Source organism: Microbacterium jejuense (assembly GCF_019511665.1).
In the GTDB taxonomy this organism is placed as follows: domain Bacteria; phylum Actinomycetota; class Actinomycetes; order Actinomycetales; family Microbacteriaceae; genus Microbacterium; species Microbacterium jejuense_A.
The window spans coordinates 205757-225266 of record NZ_JAEUAW010000004.1 but is presented as its reverse complement, the minus strand read 5'-3'; the positions used below and the strand labels follow the sequence as shown (position 1 = coordinate 225266).

Below are 19510 nucleotides of genomic sequence, written 5' to 3'. Positions count from 1 at the left end.
ACGATCGAAGGCTATGTCTGCGCCCGCACCCGTCATCACGTATCCGCCGGAGCTCCCCGTCAGCGCCGCGCGCGACGAGATCGCGCGCGCCGTCCGCGACCACCAGGTCGTCATCGTCGCCGGTGCCACGGGGTCGGGCAAGACGACGCAGCTGCCCAAGATCGCGCTCGAGCTCGGCCGCACGCGCATCGCACACACGCAGCCGCGCCGCCTGGCCGCCCGCACGATCGCCGAGCGCGTGGCCGAAGAGCTGCAGGTGCCCCTCGGCACGACCGTCGGCTACAAGGTGCGCTTCACCGACAAGGTGTCGGCCGACACGAGCATCGCGCTCATGACCGACGGCATCCTGCTCAACGAGATCCACCGCGACAGACTTCTGCGCCGCTACGACACGATCATCGTCGACGAGGCGCACGAGCGCTCGCTCAACGTCGACTTCCTGCTCGGGTACCTGCGCCGCATCCTCGTGAAGCGCCCGGACCTCAAGGTCATCATCACGAGCGCCACGATCGACCCCGAGAGCTTCGCGACGCACTTCGCCGAGCCCGACGGCACGCCGGCGCCCATCATCGAGGTGTCGGGCCGCACCTACCCGGTCGAGATCCGCTACCGGCCTCCGGCCAAGCCGGCCAAGGGCGACGAGGAGTCCGACGACGTCGACGGCATCACGTCGGCGCTGCGCGAACTCGACCGCGAGCCCGCCGGCGACGTGCTGGTGTTCCTCCCCGGCGAAGCAGAGATCCGGGATGCCGCCGATGCGGTCCGCGGCCTGTACGCGCGGGACGCCGCCCCCACGGAGGTGCTGCCGCTGTACGGCCGCCTCTCGTCGGCCGAGCAGCATCGCGTGTTCGAGCCCTCGCAGGTGGCGGGCGTCCGCCGGCGGGTCATCCTCGCGACCAACGTCGCCGAGACGAGCCTCACCGTGCCCGGCATCCGCTACGTCGTCGACACCGGCACGGCGCGCATCTCGCGCTACAGCAACCGCAGCAAGGTGCAGCGTCTGCCGATCGAGCCGGTGTCGCAGGCGTCGGCCCAGCAGCGGTCGGGTCGTGCCGGGCGCACCAGCCCGGGCGTGGCCATCCGCCTCTACGCCGAGGACGACTTCATCGCGCGGCCCGAGTTCACCGAGCCCGAGATCCTGCGGACCAGCCTGGCGTCGGTGATCCTCCAGATGCTGTCGCTCGGCTTCGGAGACATCTCGTCCTTCCCGTTCCTGACACCGCCCGACTCGCGCGGCGTGAAGGCGGCGTTCGACCTGCTCGTCGAGCTCGGCGCCGTGAAGCCGGGCCGCGACCACCACACGCTCACGGATCTCGGCCGCGAGATCTCGCGGCTGCCCATCGACCCGCGCTTCGCGCGCATGCTGATCGAGGCGCGGCGCACCGGCGTGCTGCGCGACGTCCTCGCGATCGTCGCGGGGCTGTCGATCCAGGATGTGCGCGAGCGTCCGGAGGAGCGTCGTGAGGAGGCCGACCGGCTGCACGCGCGGTTCACCGACCCGACGAGCGACTTCCTCAGCCTGCTCAATCTGTGGAACCACCTGCAGGAGAAGCAGGCCGAGCTCGGCTCGAGCGCGTTCCGCCGGCTGTGCCGCGCGGAGCACCTCAACTACGTGCGCGTGCGGGAGTGGGCCGACGTGCACCGTCAGCTCAGCGCCCTGATCGGCTCTCCGCGCTCGAAGCGGGACGAGGCGCCGGCCGGCGCGGCCGACCCCGACGCCGTGCACAAGGCGATCCTGTCGGGCCTGCTGTCGCAGCTGGGCGTGCTCGACGAGCGCACGCCCGCACGCACGGGCGCACGCGGACCGTCCGGCGAGGCGAAGCGCCGCACGCCGCCGGCTGAGTATCTCGGCTCGCGCGGCACGCGGTTCGCGATCTTCCCCGGATCGGGCCTGCGCAAGCAGCGCCCGCAGGCTGTCATGGCCGCCGAGGTCGTCGAGACGAGTCGCCTGTTCGCCCGCACGGTCGCGGCGATCGACCCGGAGTGGGCCGAGCCCCTCGCGGGCGACCTCGCCAAGAGGTCGCTCAGCGAACCGCACTGGTCGAAGGCCTCGGGTGCCGCGTCCGCGTACGAGAAGGTGACGCTCTTCGGCGTCGAGATCGTCCCGAAGCGGCGGGTGCAGCTCGCCCGGTTCGACCGGCCGTTCGCGCGCGAGCTGTTCGTGCGCCATGCGCTGGTCGAGGGCGAGTGGGACACGTCGCATCTCGACAAGCGGCTCACGGCCTTCGAGCGCCGCAACCTCGAGCTGCGCCGGCGGCTGGAGAAGATCGAGGAGCGCGAGCGCCGCCGCGACATCCTGGTCGGCGACGAGGCCGTGTTCCGGTTCTACGACGCGCGGCTTCCGCACGACGTCTTCGACGCCCGCTCGTTCGAGGCGTGGTGGAAGGATGCCGCAGCCCGAACGCCGCGCCTGCTCGACATGACCGAGGCCGACCTCGTGGATGAGGCCTCGCGCGGCGACGAGCGGGACTTCCCCGCCCGCTGGCGCCAGGGCGATCAGGTGCTCTCGCTCGCGTACCGCTTCGAACCCGGCGCTTCGGACGACGGCGTGACCGCGGTCGTCCCGCTCGCCCTCCTCGCGCAGCTGCGTCCGGACGGCTTCGACTGGCAGGTCCCCGGCATGCGCGACGAACTCATCACCGCGCTGCTGCGGGCGCTGCCCAAGTCCATCCGGCGGCACGTCGTGCCGGCGGCCGACTGGGCGGCCTCGTTCGCCGCCGACCTCGCCGGCCTCGGCCCCGAGGCGCACGACGGCCTGCCGCCGACGGCGCTGCGCGACGCGCTCGCGGCGCGCATCCAGCGCGTGGCGAACCAGCCCGTGACCGCGGCGGACTTCGAGCTCGGCCGCGTGCCCGGGCACCTGCAGGTGTCGTTCCGCGCCGTCGACGAGCGCGGCCGCACGGTCGGCTCCGACCGCGACCTCGGGGCGCTGCAGGCGCGGCTCGCCGACCGCGCGCGGGCGTCGGTGTCGCGGTCGCTGAGCCGGGCATCGCTCGCCGCGCCGTCCCAGGGAGACGGGACGCCGCAAGGTGCTCCTGGGACGCCACCGCGTTTCGCCTCGCTCGTTCCTCGCTCGCTCAACGAACGGGATGCCGGGACGGCGTTCGTCGAACGCACCGGTCTCACCGAGTGGACGTTCGACGACCTGCCCGAGGTCGTCGACACGAAGGTGGCCGGCGGCGTCGTGCGAGGGTACCCCGCGATCGTCGACGAGGGCTCGTCGGTGGCTCTGCGCATCGAGGCGACCCCCGAAGCCGCGACGGCCGCCACGCGCGCCGGCGTCCGCCGCCTCGTGCTGCTCGCGGTGCCGTCGCCCGTCGCGTACGTGCTGGATCACCTGACGTCGCCCGAGAAGCTCGCGCTGGCGGCATCCCCGTATCCGTCCGCGAAGGCCCTCGTCGAGGACGCCCGCGTCGCGGTCGCGGATGCCGCCATCGCACGCGTCTCGCCCGACGCCGTTGTGCGCACCCGGGCCGGATTCGAGGCGGTGCGCGATGCGCTGTCGGCCGTGATCGTGGACGAGCTGTTCCAGACCGTGTCGCTGACGGCCCGCATCCTGACGGCCGCACGCGACGTGGAGCGCGGCATGCGCGATGCCAACTCGCTGACGCTCCTGGGCGCGCTGAACGACGTCAAGGCGCAGCTCGCCGGCCTCGTGTACCCGGGATTCGTCTCGCGCACCGGCACGGCGCGCCTCGCGCATCTGCCGCGCTATCTGCGCGGCGCCCTCGAGCGCGTCAAGTCCCTGCCCGACAACCCGGGTCGTGATCGGCAGCGCATGACGGAGTTCGAGCGGGCCGCGCTCGTGTACGCCGAGGCGGGCGGGACGATCCCGGCCGCCCCGGACGCGCCGCCGGCGATCGTGCACACGAGGTGGCTGCTGGAGGAGTATCGGGTGAGCCTGTTCGCGCAGGCTCTCGGCACGGCAGAGCCGGTGTCGCTGCAGCGCATCGGCAAGGCCCTGCGCGAATGACCGAAGACACACGGGAATGACCCGCCGCCCCGGAGGATTTCACTCGACATGACCAGAGCGATCGCGTACACCGAGTTCGGGGGCCCCGAGGTCCTGCACGAGATCGAGACGCCGCCCGTCGAGGCCGGTCCGGGCGAGGTCGCGATCCGCGTCGAAGCGGCTGGCGTGAACCCGATCGACGGGAAGCTCCGCTCCGGCCTGCGCGTGTCGGCGCCCATCGTCGAGCCGCGGCGCGTCGGCAGCGACGGCGCTGGCGTCATCACGGCGGTCGGAGAAGGCGTCGACGGCCTGCGCGTGGGAGAGGCGGTCGTGTTCGGGGGTGCGCGCGGCGCCTACGCGGACGCCGTCGTGGTGCGCGCCGAGAACGTCCACCCGCGTCCGGCGGGCGTCAGCGCCGCCGAGGGCGCAGCGCTCGGGGTCCCCGTCGGCACCGCGTACCAGACGCTGCGGTCGCTCGCCGTCGGCCCCGGCGACACTCTGCTCGTGCACGCGGGCTCGGGCGCCGTGGGCCAGGCCGCGGTCCAGTTCGCCGTCCTCTGGGGTGCGACCGTGGTCGCGACCTCCTCGCCCGCCCGGTTCGAGCGCCTGCGCGCACTCGGCGCGATCCCCGTCGCGTACGGCGAGGGCCTCGCCGACCGCGTCCGCGAGGCCGCGCCGCAGGGCGTGTCCGTCGCGATCGACGCCGCAGGGACTGACGAGGCTCTGCACACGTCGCTCGAGCTCGTGCCCGACCACCGGCGCATCGCGACGCTGGTGCGCGGCGCGGATGCCGCGGGCCTCGGCATCCGCGCGTTCTCGGGCGGATCGCCCGAGCCGCTCACCGCTCAGCAGCAGGCGTGGCGCGCCGAGGCCGTGCCGGTGACGCTCGCACTGCTCGCAGCCCGGGCGTTCTCGGTCGAGCTCGGACCCGAGTTCGCCCTCGCCGACGCCGCCGACGCGCATCGCGCGCTCGAGGCCGGCGCGGACGGCAAGATCACGCTCGTCCCCTGAGACCGCGGCTCACGGCGTCGCGCCGGTGGCGACGGGGCGGCCGGGCGTGTTCGACCACTGGCTCCACGATCCCGGGTACAGCGCGAGGTGCAGTCCTGCCAGCTCCGCGGCGAACACGGCCTGGGCGGCCGTGACGCCCGAGCCGCAGTAAGCCGCCGCCGCGACCCCGGGCACCACGCCGACAGAGGCGAACAAGCCGGCCAGGGTGGCGGCATCCGCGAATCTCTCGCCGTCCATGTACGCGGTCGTCGGAAGGTTCACCGCGCCGCGGATGTGGCCGGCGATGGGGTCGATCGGCTCGACCTCGCCGCGGTAGCGCTCGGCCGCGCGGACGTCGAGCAGCACCCCGGCGTCCGGGAACGCGGCGGCGTCGTCGATCGACAGCACGGGCTCGGCGACCTCGTGCACGACGGCGTCGCCCGCCTCGGGCTCGACCGGCCCGGATTCCAGCGCGAACCCGGCGTCGATCCAGCCGCGCAGGCCGCCGTCGAGCAGCCGCACGTCGGCGATGCCCGACCGCGTCAGCAGCCACCACGCGCGCGAGGCGCCGAGGGCGCGCGCGTCGTCGTAGACGACCACGGTCTCGCCCGTGCGCAGGCCCCAGCGGCGGACGGCCGCCTGCAGGTCGGCGACGGCGGGGAGCGGATGCCGTCCCTCGTGCGCCGCGCCGTGACGCGAGAGCTCCGACTCGAGGTCGACGTAGACGGCGCCCGGCACGTGCCCTGCCGCGTGGTCGGCGCTGCCGTCCGGCTTGTCGAGGCGGTAGCGGACGTCGAGGACGCGCACGGGGGCCTCGGCGCCGAGGAGGAGGTCGAGTTCTGACGGGGTGATGAGCTGCGCCACGGGTCCATTCTGTCCCGCGCGCGACTACTCCCCGGCCCGGCAGGGAGGGGCGGAGTCCGCAACAGTACGACACACGAGGGGGCGGCGCACGCCCTCCGGCCCGACAATGGGTGCCATGCCTGAAGCCACTCGTCCCGCCGCCGTCCCTCGCTCCTTCGCGACGGCGCAGGTGCAGGCGGGTTTCGTCTCGGGCGTGGCCGAGAACACCGCAGTGCCTTCGATCCACCAGTCCAACGGCTTCGAGTTCGCCTCGCTGAGCGAGGCGCGCGACCTCTTCGCCCTCCGCAAGGACGGCAACATCTACAGCCGCGCGGCCAACCCCACCGTGCTCGTCTTCGAGCGCCGGGTCGCGGAGCTCGAAGGCGGCATCGGCGCCGCGGGAGTGGCATCCGGTCAGGCGGCCGTCGCCGTCGCCCTGCTGGCCCTCGCCAAGCAGGGCGAGCACATCGTCGCGGCGCGCCAGCTCTACGGCGGCACCGTCGACCTGCTGCAGGACACCTTCGCCGACTGGGGCATCGAGGTCACCTTCGTCGACCAGGACGACGTCGCCGCGTGGGAGGCCGCCGTGCGCCCCACCACGCGCGCGCTGTTCGCGGAGTCGATCTCGAACCCGATCGCGCAGGTGCTCGACCTGGGTGCCGTCGCCGCCGTCGCCCGTCGCGCCGGCGTGCCGCTCGTGATCGACAACACCGTCGCGACGCCGTACCTGCAGCGCGCCAAGGACTTCGGCGCCGACATCGTCGTGCACTCCGCGACGAAGTTCCTCGGCGGCCACGGCACGTCACTCGGCGGCGTCGTCGTCGACCTCGGGACGTTCGACTTCACGGCCGAGCCCGAGCGCTGGCCCCAGCTCACGCAGACGTACCCGCGCGTGCCCGACGGCAGCCTCGTCGAGCGGTTCGGCGCCACCGCGTCGCCGTACATCGCCCTGGTGAAGACGAAGTACGTGCACGACCTGGGCCCGTCGCTGTCGGCCTTCAACGCCTTCCAGCTGCTGCAGGGCCTGGAGACCCTCGACTTGCGGATGCAGCGGCACTCCGCGAGCGCTCTCGCGGTCGCCGAGTTCCTCACGACGCACCCCGCCGTCGCCCGCGTGCACCACCCGGGCCTGGCGTCCAGCCCCTGGCACGCGAACGCGCAGACCTACCTGCCCGACGGCGCGAGCTCGGTCTTCGCGTTCGACCTGCACGCCACCGGCGACGCCGAAGCGGACTTCCGCCTCGTCGAGGACGTCATCTCGCGCCTGCAGGTCGTCCGGCTCGTCGCCAACATCGGCGATGCCCGCAGCCTCGTGGCCCATCCGGCGTCCATGACGCACAGTCACATGTCGCCCGCACAGCTGGCCGAGGCGCACATCTCGCCGACGACCGTCCGGCTCTCGATCGGCCTCGAGGACCCGCGCGACATCGTCGACGACCTCCGCCGCGCACTCGACGGCGCCGCCGTCGCCCCGTCGGACGACGCGGAGCGTCAGCTGGCCGAGAGCAGCTCGCGGTAGAAGCCGATCCCCCGCAGCCACACCTCGACGCGGATGCGCTCGTCGTGCGCGTGCAGGGCGTCGCGCTCGGCGCGCATCAGGTGGAACGGCGTGAAGCGGTACACGTGGTCCGAGATCGCGGTGAACCACCGGCTGTCGCTCGCGCCCAGCTGCAGGTAGGGCAGCGTCACGACCTCGTCGCCGAGGGATGCCGTCACGGCCGACACGATGCGCCGCCACGCGTCGCCGCGCCACGGTGACACCGGCGACGGGTCGGATCCGTGCGCGACGGTCACCTCGACGTGCGAGTCGGCGACGACGCGGCGCACCCGCTCGGTGGCACCGGTGACGGTGTCGCCCGTCAGCAGGCGGATGTTCACGGACGCCGTCGCCGAGGTCGCCAGGACGTTGTCGCCGGGGGCGCCGCGCAGTCGCGTGGCGACGGCGGTTGTGCGCACCGTGGCGTTCATCTCGGGTCCGAGCAGCGACAGCACGCGGGCCACGAGCGGCCCGGTCACCGCGAGGCTGCGGAACAGCGCGCGCAGCGGCTGCGGGGCATGCGGCGCGACGGTGGACAGCATCGCCCGCACGGGCGGGGCGAGGCGCGTCGGGAAGGGATGCCGGTGCAGGCGGTCGACGGCGCGCGCGAGGCGCGCCGTCGCCGGGTAGGACGGCGGCGTCGAGGCGTGCCCGCCGCCCTCGCGGGCGGTCAGCTCGAGGGTCATGACGCCGCGCTCGGCGACGCCGACCATCGCGGTGGGAACGGTGACCCCGGGGATCGCACCCTCGACGACCGCTCCGCCCTCGTCGAGCACGAGCGCGGGACGGACGCCGCGCTCGCGCAGCAGCGCGACGATCGCCTGCGCACCGCCGCCGGCGGTCTCTTCGTTGTGACCGAACGACAGATACACATCGCGGGCCGGCGTGAAGCCTTCGGTCACGAGCTGCTCGACCGCCTCGAGGATCGCCACGAGCGACCCCTTGTCGTCGATCGAGCCGCGCGCATGCAGGACGGCATCCTCCCCCTCGCCGACGATCTCGGCCGCGAACGGGTCGTGCTCCCATTCCTCGGCCACGACCGGCACGACGTCGATATGCGCCATCAGCACCAGCGGGTGAGCGGACTCGGCGCCGTGCCACCGGTACAGCAGCGAATGCCCGTCGACGCGCTCGCGCGCGAGTGCCCCGTGCAGCGCCGGATAGAGCCGCTCGACAGCAGCGGCGAAGGCGTCGAACGCCGCCCAGTCCGTCTGGGACTCGTCGGCGTGCGACACGGTGGGGATGCGCAGCAGCTCGCGGAAGCGCTCGACGGAAGAACTCACGCGAAGAGCTTACGCAGGCCGCTAGCCTCGGACTCATGACTTCTCAGGCATCCCTCCGCTGGGGCATCCTCGGTCCCGGCGGCATCGCCCGCGCCTTCACCGCCGACCTGCGCACGGCCGGGCTCGACGTCGTCGCGGTGGGCTCGCGCCGCCTCGACGCGGCGCAGGCGTTCGCCGCGGACTTCGGCATCCCCCACGCCCACGGCTCGTACGAGGACCTCGTCGCCGACCCCGACGTCGACATCGTCTACGTCGCCACGCCGCACCCGATGCACGCCGCCAACGCGCTGCTCGCCCTCGAGGCCGGAAAGCACGTCCTCGTCGAGAAGCCGTTCACGCTGACCGCCGCCGAGGCGGCCGCCGTCCGCGACGCGGCCGCCGCCCGCGGCCTCCTCGCGATGGAGGCCATGTGGACCCGCTACCTGCCGCACATGATCCGCATCCGCGAGATCGTCGCGTCGGGCGTGCTGGGCGAACTGCGTGCCGTGACGGCCGATCACACGCAGCTCATCACGAGCGACCCGGCGCATCGCCTCAACGCCCTGGAGCTCGGCGGCGGCGCGCTGCTGGACCTCGGCGTCTACCCGGTGTCGTTCGCGTGGGACATCCTCGGCGAGCCGCTGTCGATCGTCGCCTCCGCACGGCTCGGCGAGACCGGTGCCGACACCGAGGTGGCGACGATCATGGCCCACGCCTCGGGCGCCCTCTCGACCACGCTCTCGGCCTCCCGCGCCGCCGGCCCGAACGCCGCGTCCGTCATCGGCACGGAGGCGCGCATCGACATCGACCGCGTGTGGTACACCCCCACCTCGTTCCGCGTCGTCACTCCCGACGGGCGCGTGCTGGAGGAGTACCGCTCCGACATCGAGGGCCGGGGCATGCAGTACCAGGCGCTCGCGGCAGAGCGCATCATCGCGGCGGGACGCACCGACTCCGACGAGCTGCCGATCGACGAGACCGTGGCGATCATGGCGACGCTCGACGAGATCCGCTCGCTGATCGGCGTCCGCTACCCCGGAGAGGACTGACATGGCCGACCTGCAGGGCGCGCGCGTCGCCGTCTATCTCGACTTCGACAACATCGTGATGTCGTGGTACGACCGCGTGCACGGCAAGAACTCGTACTCGCGCGACCGGCAGAAGATCGCGACGGATGCCGCCGATCCCGCGATCGCCGAGCGCCTGGCCGCGGCGACCATCGACGTCGGGGCGATCATCGACTACGCGACCTCGTTCGGCACGCTCGTGCTGACGCGGGCGTACGCCGATTGGTCCTCGCCCGTCAACGCGGAGTACCGGTCGCAGCTCGTCGCCCGTGCCGTCGACCTCGTGCAGCTGTTCCCCGCCGCCGCGTATGCGAAGAACGGCGCCGACATCCGCCTCGCGGTGGATGCCGTCGAAGACATGTTCCGCCTGCCCGACCTGACGCACGTCGTGATCGTCGCGGGCGACTCCGACTACGTGCCGCTCGCGCAGCGGTGCAAGCGCCTGGGCCGCTTCGTCGTGGGGGTCGGGGTGGCGGGCTCGACGGCCAAGTCGCTGGCCGCCGCGTGCGACCAGTTCGACTCGTACGACGCGCTGCCCGGTGTGGCTGCACCCCCGACGGGAAAGAAGGATGCCGCGCCCGCAGCCTCCTCGCGCGGTGGACGCCGCACGAAGAAGGCGTCCGCGGACCCGGTCGAGAGCCTCCTCGAGCGCGCACTGCGCCTGGAGAGCGACAAGGAGGGCGTGGAGTGGCAGCACGCATCCGCGGTGAAGAGCCTGATCAAGCGGCTGGACCCCTCCTTCAGCGAGAAGGGGCTCGGCCACAAGAGCTTCTCGGAGTTCGTGAAGGCGCACCCCGACGTGGCCGAGGTCGACGAGTCCGGCAACATCGTCCTCATCCGCCTCGCGCCCTCGCGCCGCTGATCCGCATCACGGTTCGCACCGATCCAGCCGCCGAAAACGGCCTGTCCGGTACAGTGTGACCCGTGGCACGCCGTCAAGCCCCGCCGGGCTCGCAGACCTCGCTGCGCGAGGCCAATCGCGCGCGCGTGGTCGAGTCGCTGAAGCGTCACGGCCGCCTCACGCAGATCGAGCTCGCCGGCAGCACCGGGCTGTCGCCTGCCACGGTGTCGAACATCGTGAAGGAGCTCACCGCCTCAGGGCTGCTGCACACGTCGTTCACCACGAGCAGCGGCCGCCGCGCGACCCTCGTGTCGCTCGCCCGACGGCTGGGCCTGGTGGCCGGCGTGCACTACAGCTCGAGGCACCTGCACATCGCCATCGCCGACACGGCGCGCACGATCGTGACGCAGTCCTCGCTGCCGCTGCCGCTCGACCATCGCCACGACTCCGAGCTCGACCGGCTCGCGCTGCTCCTCGGCGACATGATGGAGTCGCTCGGCAGTTCGCTGTCGGACCTTCTCGCGGTCGGCCTGGCCCTGCCCGCCCCGATCGACCCCCGCACCGGCATGGTGTCGACCCCCGGCCTGCTGCGCGGATGGGAGGGCGTCGACGTCGCGGAGTCGCTGTCGGTCCGCATCGGCCGTCCGGTCTACGTCGACAGCGAGGCGAACCTCGGCGGGCTCGCCGAGGCGCGCGAGGGGAACGGCCGGGCCGCGGCATCCACGGTCTTCATCCGCGTCGGGCACACGATCAGCGCGGGGCTCGTCGTCGGAGGCGACCTGTTCCGCGGCGTCAACGGCAAGGCCGGCCAGATCGGGCACGTCACGCTCGACGAGAACGGGCCGATCTGCCGCTGCAGCAACCGCGGCTGCCTCGAGACCTACGCGGGCGGACCGGCGCTGCTCTCGCTGTTCCCGCCGAGCGAGGGCATGCACCGACTGGGCGACCTGCTGCAGGCCGCCGAAGCGGGCGACGGCAGCGCACGACGCGTCATCGCCGACGCGGGTCGCCACATCGGCATCGCGGCCGCCAGCCTGTGCAACCTCTTCGATCCCGAGCTGATCGTCGTGGGCGGCGAGCTCGGGCAGGCCGGCGAGATCCTCATGGCCCCGATGCGGCACTCGCTCGAGCGCACCGCGCTGCCGTCGGCCGACGGCCTGCCCGAGATCGTCGGAGCCTCGTTCGGCGAGTGGGCCGAGACGCGCGGCGCGATCGCCATCGCCCTCGACCATGTGACCGTCCTCGACGCCGGTGCCGGGCTCGACGGCGCATCGGCGACGGGGTCGGCTGCATCCTCCCTGCCGATCACGGCTTAGGCTCTTGCGATGCCCCTCACGCGACTGCTCAGGCCGCGACGGCGCCCGGCGCCCTCGCGTCGTGCAGTGATGCGCGCGCTGGGTACGGCATCCACTCTGCTCTTCGGAGCGGCGATGCTGGCCGCATGCACGGCGACCCCCGCGCCGACGGGCACACCCGGCGACACGACGATCGCACTGCTGCTGCCCGACGCCAAGACCGCCCGCTACGAGACGTTCGACCGGCCGCTGTTCGAGGAGCGCGTCGCAGAGCTGGGCGACTACGACGTGCTGTACGCCAACGCCGATCAGGACGCCGCGAAGCAGCAGCAGCAGGCGGAGTCCGCCCTGACGGCAGGGGCGGGCGTCCTCGTGCTCGACCCCGTCGACGCCACCGCGGCCGTGAGCATCGTCGCGTCGGCGAACGCGCGCGGCGTGCCCGTCATCTCGTACGACCGCCTCATCGCCGGCGGCGACCTCGCCTACTACGTGTCGTTCGACAACGAGAAGGTGGGCGTCCTGCAGGCGACCGCGTTCGTCGAGGGTGTGCGCGACAGCGTGGACGGAGGCGCCGAGGGCAGCGGCATCCTCATGGTCAACGGCTCGCCCACCGACAGCAACGCGGCGCTGTTCAAGGACGGCGCGCACAGCATCATCGACGACAGCGGCCTGCACGTGCTCGCGGAGTACGACACCCCCGGCTGGAACCCCGAGAAGGCGCAGGAATGGGTGTCGGGCCAGATCGCGCAGCATCGCGACGAGATCGCCGGCGTGTATGCCGCCAACGATGCGACCGCCGGCGGCGCGGTGGCCGCGCTGCGGGTCGCGAACGTCAGCCCGTGGCCGATCGTCACCGGGCAGGACGCCGAGCTGTCGGCGATCCAGCGGCTGCTCACGGGCGACCAGTACATGACCGTCTACAAGGCGATCAAGCCTCAGGCGCGCCTCGCGGCCGAGGTGGCGGTCAAGCTGCTGCACGGCGAGACCGTGACCGCGCCGCTGGAGATCCAGGGCACGCCGTCGACGCTGCTCGACCCCGTCGCCGTCACGGTCGACAACATCATGCAGACGGTCGTCGCCGACGGGTTCTGGACCGTCGAGGACATCTGCACGCCGGCCTACGCCGATGCGTGCGAAGCCGCGGGCATCGAGTAGGGTCCCGATGATGTCGATGACGCCCCCGCGAACCGGACGATCGCGCGAACGAGTGTTGACGATGCGCGGCATCGGCAAGCGCTTCGGTGCCGTCAAGGCGCTCACCGACGTCGACTTCTGGGTCAACGAGGGCGAGGTCGTGGCCCTCGTCGGCGACAACGGCGCCGGCAAGTCCACGCTGGTCAAGGTGCTCGCCGGAGTCCATCCGCCCGACGCGGGCACGATCGAGTTCGACGGCGAGCCGGTGCACATCGACTCGCCTGCCGACGCGCAGCGACTCGGGATCGAGACGATCTTCCAGGACCTCGCGCTGTGCGACAACCTCGATGTGGTCGCGAACCTGTGGCTCGGGCGCGAGCTGCGCGACGGCGCGACGCTCGACGAGGTCGACATGGAGCAGCGCACCTGGACCCTCCTGCGCGAGCTGTCGGCGAAGATCCCGTCGGTGCGGGTGCCGGTCGCCTCGCTCTCGGGCGGTCAGCGTCAGACCGTCGCCATCGCGAGGTCGCTCATCGGCGAGCCGCGCGTCGTCATCCTCGACGAGCCGACCGCCGCCCTCGGCGTGGCGCAGACCGCCGAGGTGCTGAACCTCATCGAGCGGCTGCGCGAGCGCGGCCACGGCGTCATCCTCATCAGCCACAACATGGCCGACGTGCTCGCGGTGGCCGACCGCGTCGTCGTGCTGCGTCTCGGCCGCAACAACGGCGTGTACAACGTCGCCGACGTCACGAGCGAGACGCTCATCGCCGCCATCACGGGGGCCGTCGACCACTCCGGAGCCCGGTGGACGCGGCCGGCTCCCACGCCGGAGCCGACGCCTGTGCCCGCACCCGAGCCCGCGGCCGGATCCGCGCGGGCCGACGACTCCGACCTGGGCGACGACGACGACGGAGACACCGGCGGGACCGTGATCCGCATGCCGCGCACGCGTCCGCGGCGGCTCCCCCGCGAGGACGGGCGCCGGTGAGCGCGCGCGGCGATGAGCGGCTGGCCGAGACGGGAGCGGACGAACGGCTGCTGAGCGGACGCGGGATCCGCAGCATGCTCCAGGGGTTCGTGGAGCGCGTCCGCGGCGGCGACCTCGGCGCGGTCCCGGTGGTGCTCGGGATCGTGGTGATCTGGACCGTGTTCGAGGCCCTCAACCCGGCCTTCCTCTCCAGCGAGAACCTCGTCAACCTCACGATGCAGTGCGCGGCGATCGGCACGATCGCCCTCGGTGTGGTCGTCGTGCTGCTGGTCGGCGAGATCGACCTGTCGGTCGGCTCGGTCTCGGGGCTCGCGGCCGCCGTCCTCGCGGTCACCTTCGTGCAGCTGCAGTGGAACCTCGTGCTCTCGCTGGTCGCGGCGCTGGCGATCGGCTGCCTCGTCGGGCTCCTGTACGGCTACCTGTTCACCCGCTTCGGCCTGCCGAGCTTCGTGATCACGCTCGCCGGCCTGCTCGGCTTCCTCGGCCTGCAGCTGTGGGTGCTCGGCAAGACCGGGTCGATCGCCATCCCCTTCGACTCGTGGATCGTCCAGTTCGCGCAGCAGCTCTTCCTGCCGCCGTGGGCGGCCTACGCGCTCGCCGTCGCGTCGACCGGCGTGTACGCGTGGTCGCGCGTGCGGCATGCCCAGCGGCGCGCGGCCGCCAATCTCGTCAGCCAGAGCTATGCCGCCATCGCCGTGCGCAGCGGCGTGCTCCTGGCGTTCCTCGTGGCGGCGATCTGGTACCTCTCGCTGGATCGCGGCGTCGGGGTCATGTTCCTGTTCTTCCTCGCCCTCGTGGTCGTCATGAACTTCCTCCTCACGCGCACGCGGTGGGGCCGCTCGGTCTACGCCGTCGGCGGCTCGGTCGAGGCCGCGCGTCGCGCCGGCATCCGCGTCGACCGCATCTACCTGTCGGTCTTCGCACTGTGCGCGACCCTCGCCGCCGCAGGCGGGATCCTCGCCGCCGCGCGGCTCGGGTCGGCGAATCAGAGCTCGGGCACCGGCGACGTCAACCTCAACGCGATCGCGGCCGCCGTGATCGGCGGCACCAGCCTGTTCGGCGGACGCGGGTCGGCCTTCTCGGCCCTCGTCGGCATCGTGGTGATCCAGTCGATCTCGTCCGGGCTCACTCTGCTCAGCCTCGATTCGTCCGTGCAGTTCATGGTCACGGGGGTCGTCCTCGTGCTCGCGGTGATCGTCGACTCGCTCTCGCGCCGCACCCGCGCAGCGACGGGACGCGCCTGAACGAAGGATCGGCGCTGCCTTCACTTGACGAACGCGGTCGGGTGCGGCATCCACGACACCTCCTGCGTAGCTGCGCATAATTCCTGATCAGGATGCCGCCAGCTGTGCATTCTGCACGGTAAGCGCTGTCTCGGGAAGAGCCGATCGTCGTCGGTCGGCCAGCGCATCGACGCGTTGCCAAAGCGTTACGTTCAAGACTTGACGACAAGAATCGTCATCGTCGATGATCGCTCTCAGCGATGAACGCAGGGACGATCCTGCGCAGACCCGCTCGCTTCAACGACGAAAGGCGCAAGATGAAGAAGTCTTCTCTCCTGGCCGTGGCCGCCCTCGCGGGCGCCGCCGCCATGACCCTCGCCGGCTGTTCCAGCAGCGGCAACGGCGACGGTGGCAGCACCGACGCCGGCTCCGACGCGCAGGGCCGCGCCTGCGTGATCCTGCCCGACGCGGCGTCGTCGCCGCGCTGGGAGAACTTCGACAAGAAGTACCTGCAGGAGGGCCTGGAGGCCGCCGGCTTCGAGGCCGACATCCAGAACGCCCAGGGCGACGTCAACAAGTACTCGACGATCGCCGACCAGCAGCTCACCAAGGGCTGCGGCGTCATGCTGCTCGTCGACTACCAGGGCGCAGCCGAGGCCGTCGCCGAGAAGGCGAAGGGCGAAGGCATCCCCGTGATCGCCTACGACCGCCCCTTCACCGGCGCGGACTACTACGTGTCGTTCGACAACGTGAAGGTCGGCGAGCTCGAGGGCCAGACCGTGCTCGACGGCCTCGCCGCCGCCGGCAAGGACCCGGCGACCGCGGTCGTCGTGTACATGGGCGGCGACCCGACCGACGGCAACGCCGCGATGTTCCACGACGGCGCCGTCGAGGTCATGGAGGCCGCGGGCATCAAGCCGGCCGCCGAGCCGACCGGTGTGTGGGACCAGGCCAAGTCCCAGACCAACTTCGAGCAGGCGCTGACCTCGCTCGGCGGCAAGGTCGACGGCGTCTGGGTCGCGAACGACACCAACGCGGCCGGCGTCATCAAGGTCCTGCAGGACAACAACCTGACCGGCGTCGCCGTGTCGGGTCAGGACGCGAACGTCGCGGGTCTGCAGAACATCCTGCTCGGCTGGCAGACCGCCACGGTCTACAAGCCGGTCAAGGACGAGGCGACCGCCGCGGTCGACACCGCCGTCGCGCTGCTGAAGGGCGACAAGCCCTCGACCAGCGCCAAGCTCGACGACGGCACGCCCTACATCCAGGTCACGCCGATCCTCGTCGGCCCCGACAAGGTCAAGGACGTCATCGCCGCCGGCGACGCCGACTACGACGACGTCTGCACGCCCGACGTGATCGCCGCGTGCGAGCAGTACGGGGTCACGCAGTAAGTTCCGCTGCACGGCGAGGGCGTCGCGTCGACCAGGCGCGGCGCCCTCGCATGCACGAGACCCTCTCCTCGAACTCCGAACCCACGCGAGACCCGCAAGGAAGCGAGCATGTCAGACACCATTTCCCCACCCGCGGTCGATGCCCCCGTCGGCGTCGGGGCGGAGCCGATCATCCAGCTGGTCGGCGTCAAGAAGTCGTTCGGCCCGGTGAGCGTCCTCAAGGGCGTCGACCTCGTCGTCCGCCCGGGCCGGGTCACGGCCCTCGTCGGCGACAACGGCGCCGGCAAGTCCACCCTCATCAAGGGCCTCGCCGGCGTGCAGCCCTACGACGAGGGCGAGGTGCTCATCGACGGCACCCACCGCGACCTGCACGCGCCGCGTGACGCGGCCGGACTGGGCATCGAGGTCGTGTACCAGGACCTCGCGCTGTGCGACAACCTCGACATCGTGCAGAACATGTTCCTCGGCCGCGAAGAGCTGTCGTTCGGCACGTTCGACGAGGGCCGCATGGAGAAGGAGGCGTCCGACACCCTCCGCTCCCTGTCGGTGCGCACGGTCAAGTCCGTGCGGCAGAAGGTGTCGAGCCTCTCGGGCGGGCAGCGCCAGACCGTCGCGATCGCCCGCGCCGTGCTGAAGAAGGCTCGCGTGGTGATCCTCGACGAGCCGACGGCGGCGCTCGGCGTCGCGCAGACCGAGCAGGTGCTCAACCTCGTCAAGCGACTGTCCGAGCAGGGCGTCGCAGTGGTGCTCATCAGCCACAATCTCGCCGACGTGTTCGCCGTCGCCGACGACATCGCCGTGCTCTACCTCGGCCAGATGGTCGCGCAGATCCCGACCTCTGAGACCACGCGCGACGACATCGTCGGCTACATCACCGGCACCAAGGCCCCGCAGGGCGGCGTCGGCATCATCGACACGTCCACCGTTCGCACCGAAGGAGGCGCGGAATGACCAGCAGCACGACCCGGACCGAGGCGGCACCCGATCCCGTCGCAAGCGACCTCATCGGCAGCGGCGTCGAGGGTGGCCTCGCCGACCAGCTCTCGGCGTGGTGGCAGCGCGTGCGCGGCGGTGACATGGGCGCGCTCCCCGCGGTGGGCGGCCTCGTCGTGCTCGGCGTCCTCTTCTCCATCCTGAGCCCCTACTTCCTCACGGAGCGCAACTTCGCCAACCTGATGAACCAGGCGGCGACGCTCGTGGTGCTGGGCATCGCGCTCGTGTTCGTGCTGCTCCTCGGCGAGATCGACCTGTCGGCCGGTGTCACGGGCGGCGTCGGCATGGCGCTGTTCGTGGTGCTGAACTCGCAGTTCCACGTGCCGTGGCCGCTGGCGCTCCTCGTGGGCTTCGGCTTCGGCTTCGCCACCGGTGCGCTGATCGGCTTCTTCGTCGCGCGCGTCGGCATCCCTTCGTTCGTCGTGACGCTCGGCCTGTTCCTCGGCTTCCAGGGTCTGGCTCTCGTCGTCATCGGCTCGGGCGGCCAGTTCCGTCTCGAGGTGCCCGAGCTCATCGCCCTGCAGAACGGCAACCTGCCGGTGTGGGGCGGCTGGGTGATGCTGGCGATCATGCTGCTGATCTCGGGCGGCACCGCGTTCTGGGACCGCTCGCGCCGCACGCGTGCCGGCGTGCCCAACCGCGCGCTGTCGCTCGTGTTCATCAAGCTGGCGGCCATCGCGGTCGGCGGCGGCATCGTGGTGTACTTCCTCAACCAGAACCGCGGCCAGTCGGTCGTCGAGGTGTCGGGCGTGCCGATCGTCGTCCCGATCGTCCTGACGCTGCTGTGGCTCGGCACGTTCCTGCTCGACCGCACGAAGTTCGGCCGGTACCTCTACGCCATCGGCGGCAACGCCGAGGCGGCACGCCGCTCGGGCGTGAAGGTCCGCTGGATCAAGTGGTGGGCCTTCGTCATCTGCTCGGCCCTCGCCGTGTTCTCGGGCCTGCTGAGCGTCGCGCGCGTCGGCGCGGTGGACGCCACGGTCGGTCGTGACATCGTGCTGTCGGGTGTCGCCGCAGCCGTCGTCGGCGGCGTCAGCCTCTTCGGCGGACGCGGCCGGCTGGTGCACGCGGCGATCGGCGCCCTGGTGATCGCGACGATCACGAACGGGCTCGGCCTGCTCAACCTGCCCGCCGGCATCAACCTGCTGGTCACCGGCGGCGTGCTGATCCTCGCCGCGACCGTCGACGCGCTGTCGCGGGTGCGCTCGGGAGGCGTGCGCATGTAGCGCGGCTCCGCACGCGAAGAGCGCCGGGTGGATGCTCCACCCGGCGCTCTTGCGTCGGTCCTTCGTCACCGCCGGGCGAGCACTTCTTCCACCCATGCCGGCACCAGCTCGCCCGCGCGCCCGGCGCGCACATCGTCGAGCGGCACCGCCGGATCGCTCGGCTCCAGGTTGAGCTCCACGGTCCGGGCGCCGAACGCCGCAGCGAGCGCGACGTAGCCGGCGGCCGGGTACACCTCCCCCGACGTGCCGATGGACACGAACACATCGCACGCGACGACCGCCTGCTCGATGCGGTCGAGCCCGTACGGCATTTCGCCGAACCACACGACGTCGGGTCGCAGCATCCGCTCGCCGCACCGCGGGCACCGTGGACGGTCGCGGAGGTCGTCGTCCCAGTCCGGTCGCGCGTCGCACGCGAGACAGCGGGCGCGGCGCAGCTCGCCGTGCATGTGGACGAGGTTGCGGGTGCCCGCGCGCTCGTGCAGGTCGTCGACGTTCTGCGTCACGACGAGCAGCCTGTCGCCGATCGCGCCCTCGAGGCGGGCCAGCGCCCGGTGCGCCGGATTGGGATGCGTGGATGCCACGGCCCGCCGCCGCGCGTCGTAGAAGGCGAGCACGGCGTCGGGGTCGCGCTCGTACCCCTCGGGCGTCGCGACGTCCTCCACGCGGTGCCCCTCCCACAGTCCGTCGGAGCCCCGGAACGTGGGCACGCCGCTCTCTGCCGAGATGCCGGCCCCGGTCAGCACCACGATGCGCACGGCGGGC

At 72.0% G+C, this 19510-nt stretch carries 15 protein-coding genes; 12 read left to right on the top strand and 3 right to left on the bottom strand.

Translation table 11 applies throughout. The annotated features are described in order from the left end of the window. Positions 1-13 precede the first annotated feature (13 nt). A complete protein-coding gene (hrpA, locus tag JNB62_RS06955) occupies positions 14-3973 on the top strand; it encodes an ATP-dependent RNA helicase HrpA (protein ID WP_220300139.1) in 3960 nt (1319 codons plus the stop codon). Between the two features lie 48 nt (positions 3974-4021). After that, positions 4022-4963 carry a quinone oxidoreductase family protein gene (locus JNB62_RS06950; protein WP_220300138.1) on the top strand — a complete coding sequence of 314 codons (942 nt, stop codon included), beginning with the start codon at positions 4022-4024 and terminating at the stop codon, positions 4961-4963. Positions 4964-4972: 9 nt separating this feature from the next. Here JNB62_RS06950 and JNB62_RS06945 read toward each other — a convergent pair whose 3' ends face one another. Continuing rightward, entirely contained in the window at positions 4973-5806 is an 834-nt protein-coding gene (locus JNB62_RS06945; RefSeq protein ID WP_220300137.1) for a sulfurtransferase, read from the bottom strand. A 115-nt stretch (positions 5807-5921) separates the two neighbouring features. Here JNB62_RS06945 and JNB62_RS06940 point away from each other — a divergent pair, with 115 nt between their 5' ends. Then, entirely contained in the window at positions 5922-7304 is a 1383-nt protein-coding gene (locus JNB62_RS06940; protein WP_220300136.1) for an O-acetylhomoserine aminocarboxypropyltransferase/cysteine synthase family protein, read from the top strand. On the opposite strand, the gene JNB62_RS06935 is transcribed toward JNB62_RS06940, so the two are convergent. Then, positions 7277-8605 (bottom strand): M20/M25/M40 family metallo-hydrolase, encoded by a 1329-nt coding sequence (locus tag JNB62_RS06935; protein WP_220300135.1) that lies wholly within the window; start codon positions 8603-8605, stop codon positions 7277-7279. The two genes, JNB62_RS06940 and JNB62_RS06935, sit on opposite strands and share 28 nt — an antisense overlap. A gap of 35 nt (positions 8606-8640) precedes the next feature. Between JNB62_RS06935 and JNB62_RS06930 the strand changes: the two genes are divergently transcribed. The 9 genes from JNB62_RS06930 (at position 8641) to JNB62_RS06890 (ending at position 18745) form a co-directional block, all read left to right on the top strand. Beyond that, the gene (locus JNB62_RS06930) at positions 8641-9633 is read left to right on the top strand and encodes a Gfo/Idh/MocA family protein (protein ID WP_220300134.1); all 993 of its coding nucleotides are present in this window, start codon (positions 8641-8643) and stop codon (positions 9631-9633) included. Between the two features lies 1 nt (position 9634). Continuing rightward, positions 9635-10513, top strand: a complete 879-nt coding sequence (locus JNB62_RS06925) for an NYN domain-containing protein (protein WP_220300133.1) — start codon at positions 9635-9637, stop codon at positions 10511-10513. A gap of 62 nt (positions 10514-10575) precedes the next feature. Beyond that, entirely contained in the window at positions 10576-11808 is a 1233-nt protein-coding gene (locus JNB62_RS06920; RefSeq protein WP_220300132.1) for an ROK family transcriptional regulator, read from the top strand. A 9-nt stretch (positions 11809-11817) separates the two neighbouring features. Continuing rightward, positions 11818-12942, top strand: a complete 1125-nt coding sequence (locus tag JNB62_RS06915; protein WP_223230989.1) for a sugar ABC transporter substrate-binding protein — start codon at positions 11818-11820, stop codon at positions 12940-12942. Positions 12943-13003: 61 nt separating this feature from the next. Then, on the top strand, positions 13004-13909 hold the full coding sequence (locus JNB62_RS06910) for an ATP-binding cassette domain-containing protein (protein WP_374450520.1): 906 nt from the start codon (positions 13004-13006) through the stop codon (positions 13907-13909). Further along, positions 13906-15153, top strand: a complete 1248-nt coding sequence (locus tag JNB62_RS06905; protein WP_220300130.1) for a sugar ABC transporter permease — start codon at positions 13906-13908, stop codon at positions 15151-15153. The genes JNB62_RS06910 and JNB62_RS06905 overlap by 4 nt, the downstream gene beginning before the upstream one ends. A 296-nt stretch (positions 15154-15449) precedes the next feature. Continuing rightward, positions 15450-16526, top strand: a complete 1077-nt coding sequence (locus JNB62_RS06900) for a substrate-binding domain-containing protein (protein ID WP_220300129.1) — start codon at positions 15450-15452, stop codon at positions 16524-16526. Positions 16527-16634: 108 nt separating this feature from the next. Further along, positions 16635-17477 (top strand): ATP-binding cassette domain-containing protein, encoded by an 843-nt coding sequence (locus tag JNB62_RS06895; RefSeq protein ID WP_220300128.1) that lies wholly within the window; start codon positions 16635-16637, stop codon positions 17475-17477. Beyond that, positions 17474-18745: a sugar ABC transporter permease gene (locus JNB62_RS06890; protein ID WP_220300127.1), complete on the top strand. Its 1272-nt coding sequence runs from the start codon at positions 17474-17476 to the stop codon at positions 18743-18745. Before JNB62_RS06895 ends, JNB62_RS06890 begins: the two co-directional genes overlap by 4 nt. Positions 18746-18810: 65 nt before the next feature. Here JNB62_RS06890 and JNB62_RS06885 read toward each other — a convergent pair whose 3' ends face one another. Then, entirely contained in the window at positions 18811-19503 is a 693-nt protein-coding gene (locus tag JNB62_RS06885; protein WP_220300126.1) for an NAD-dependent deacylase, read from the bottom strand. Positions 19504-19510 lie beyond the last annotated feature (7 nt).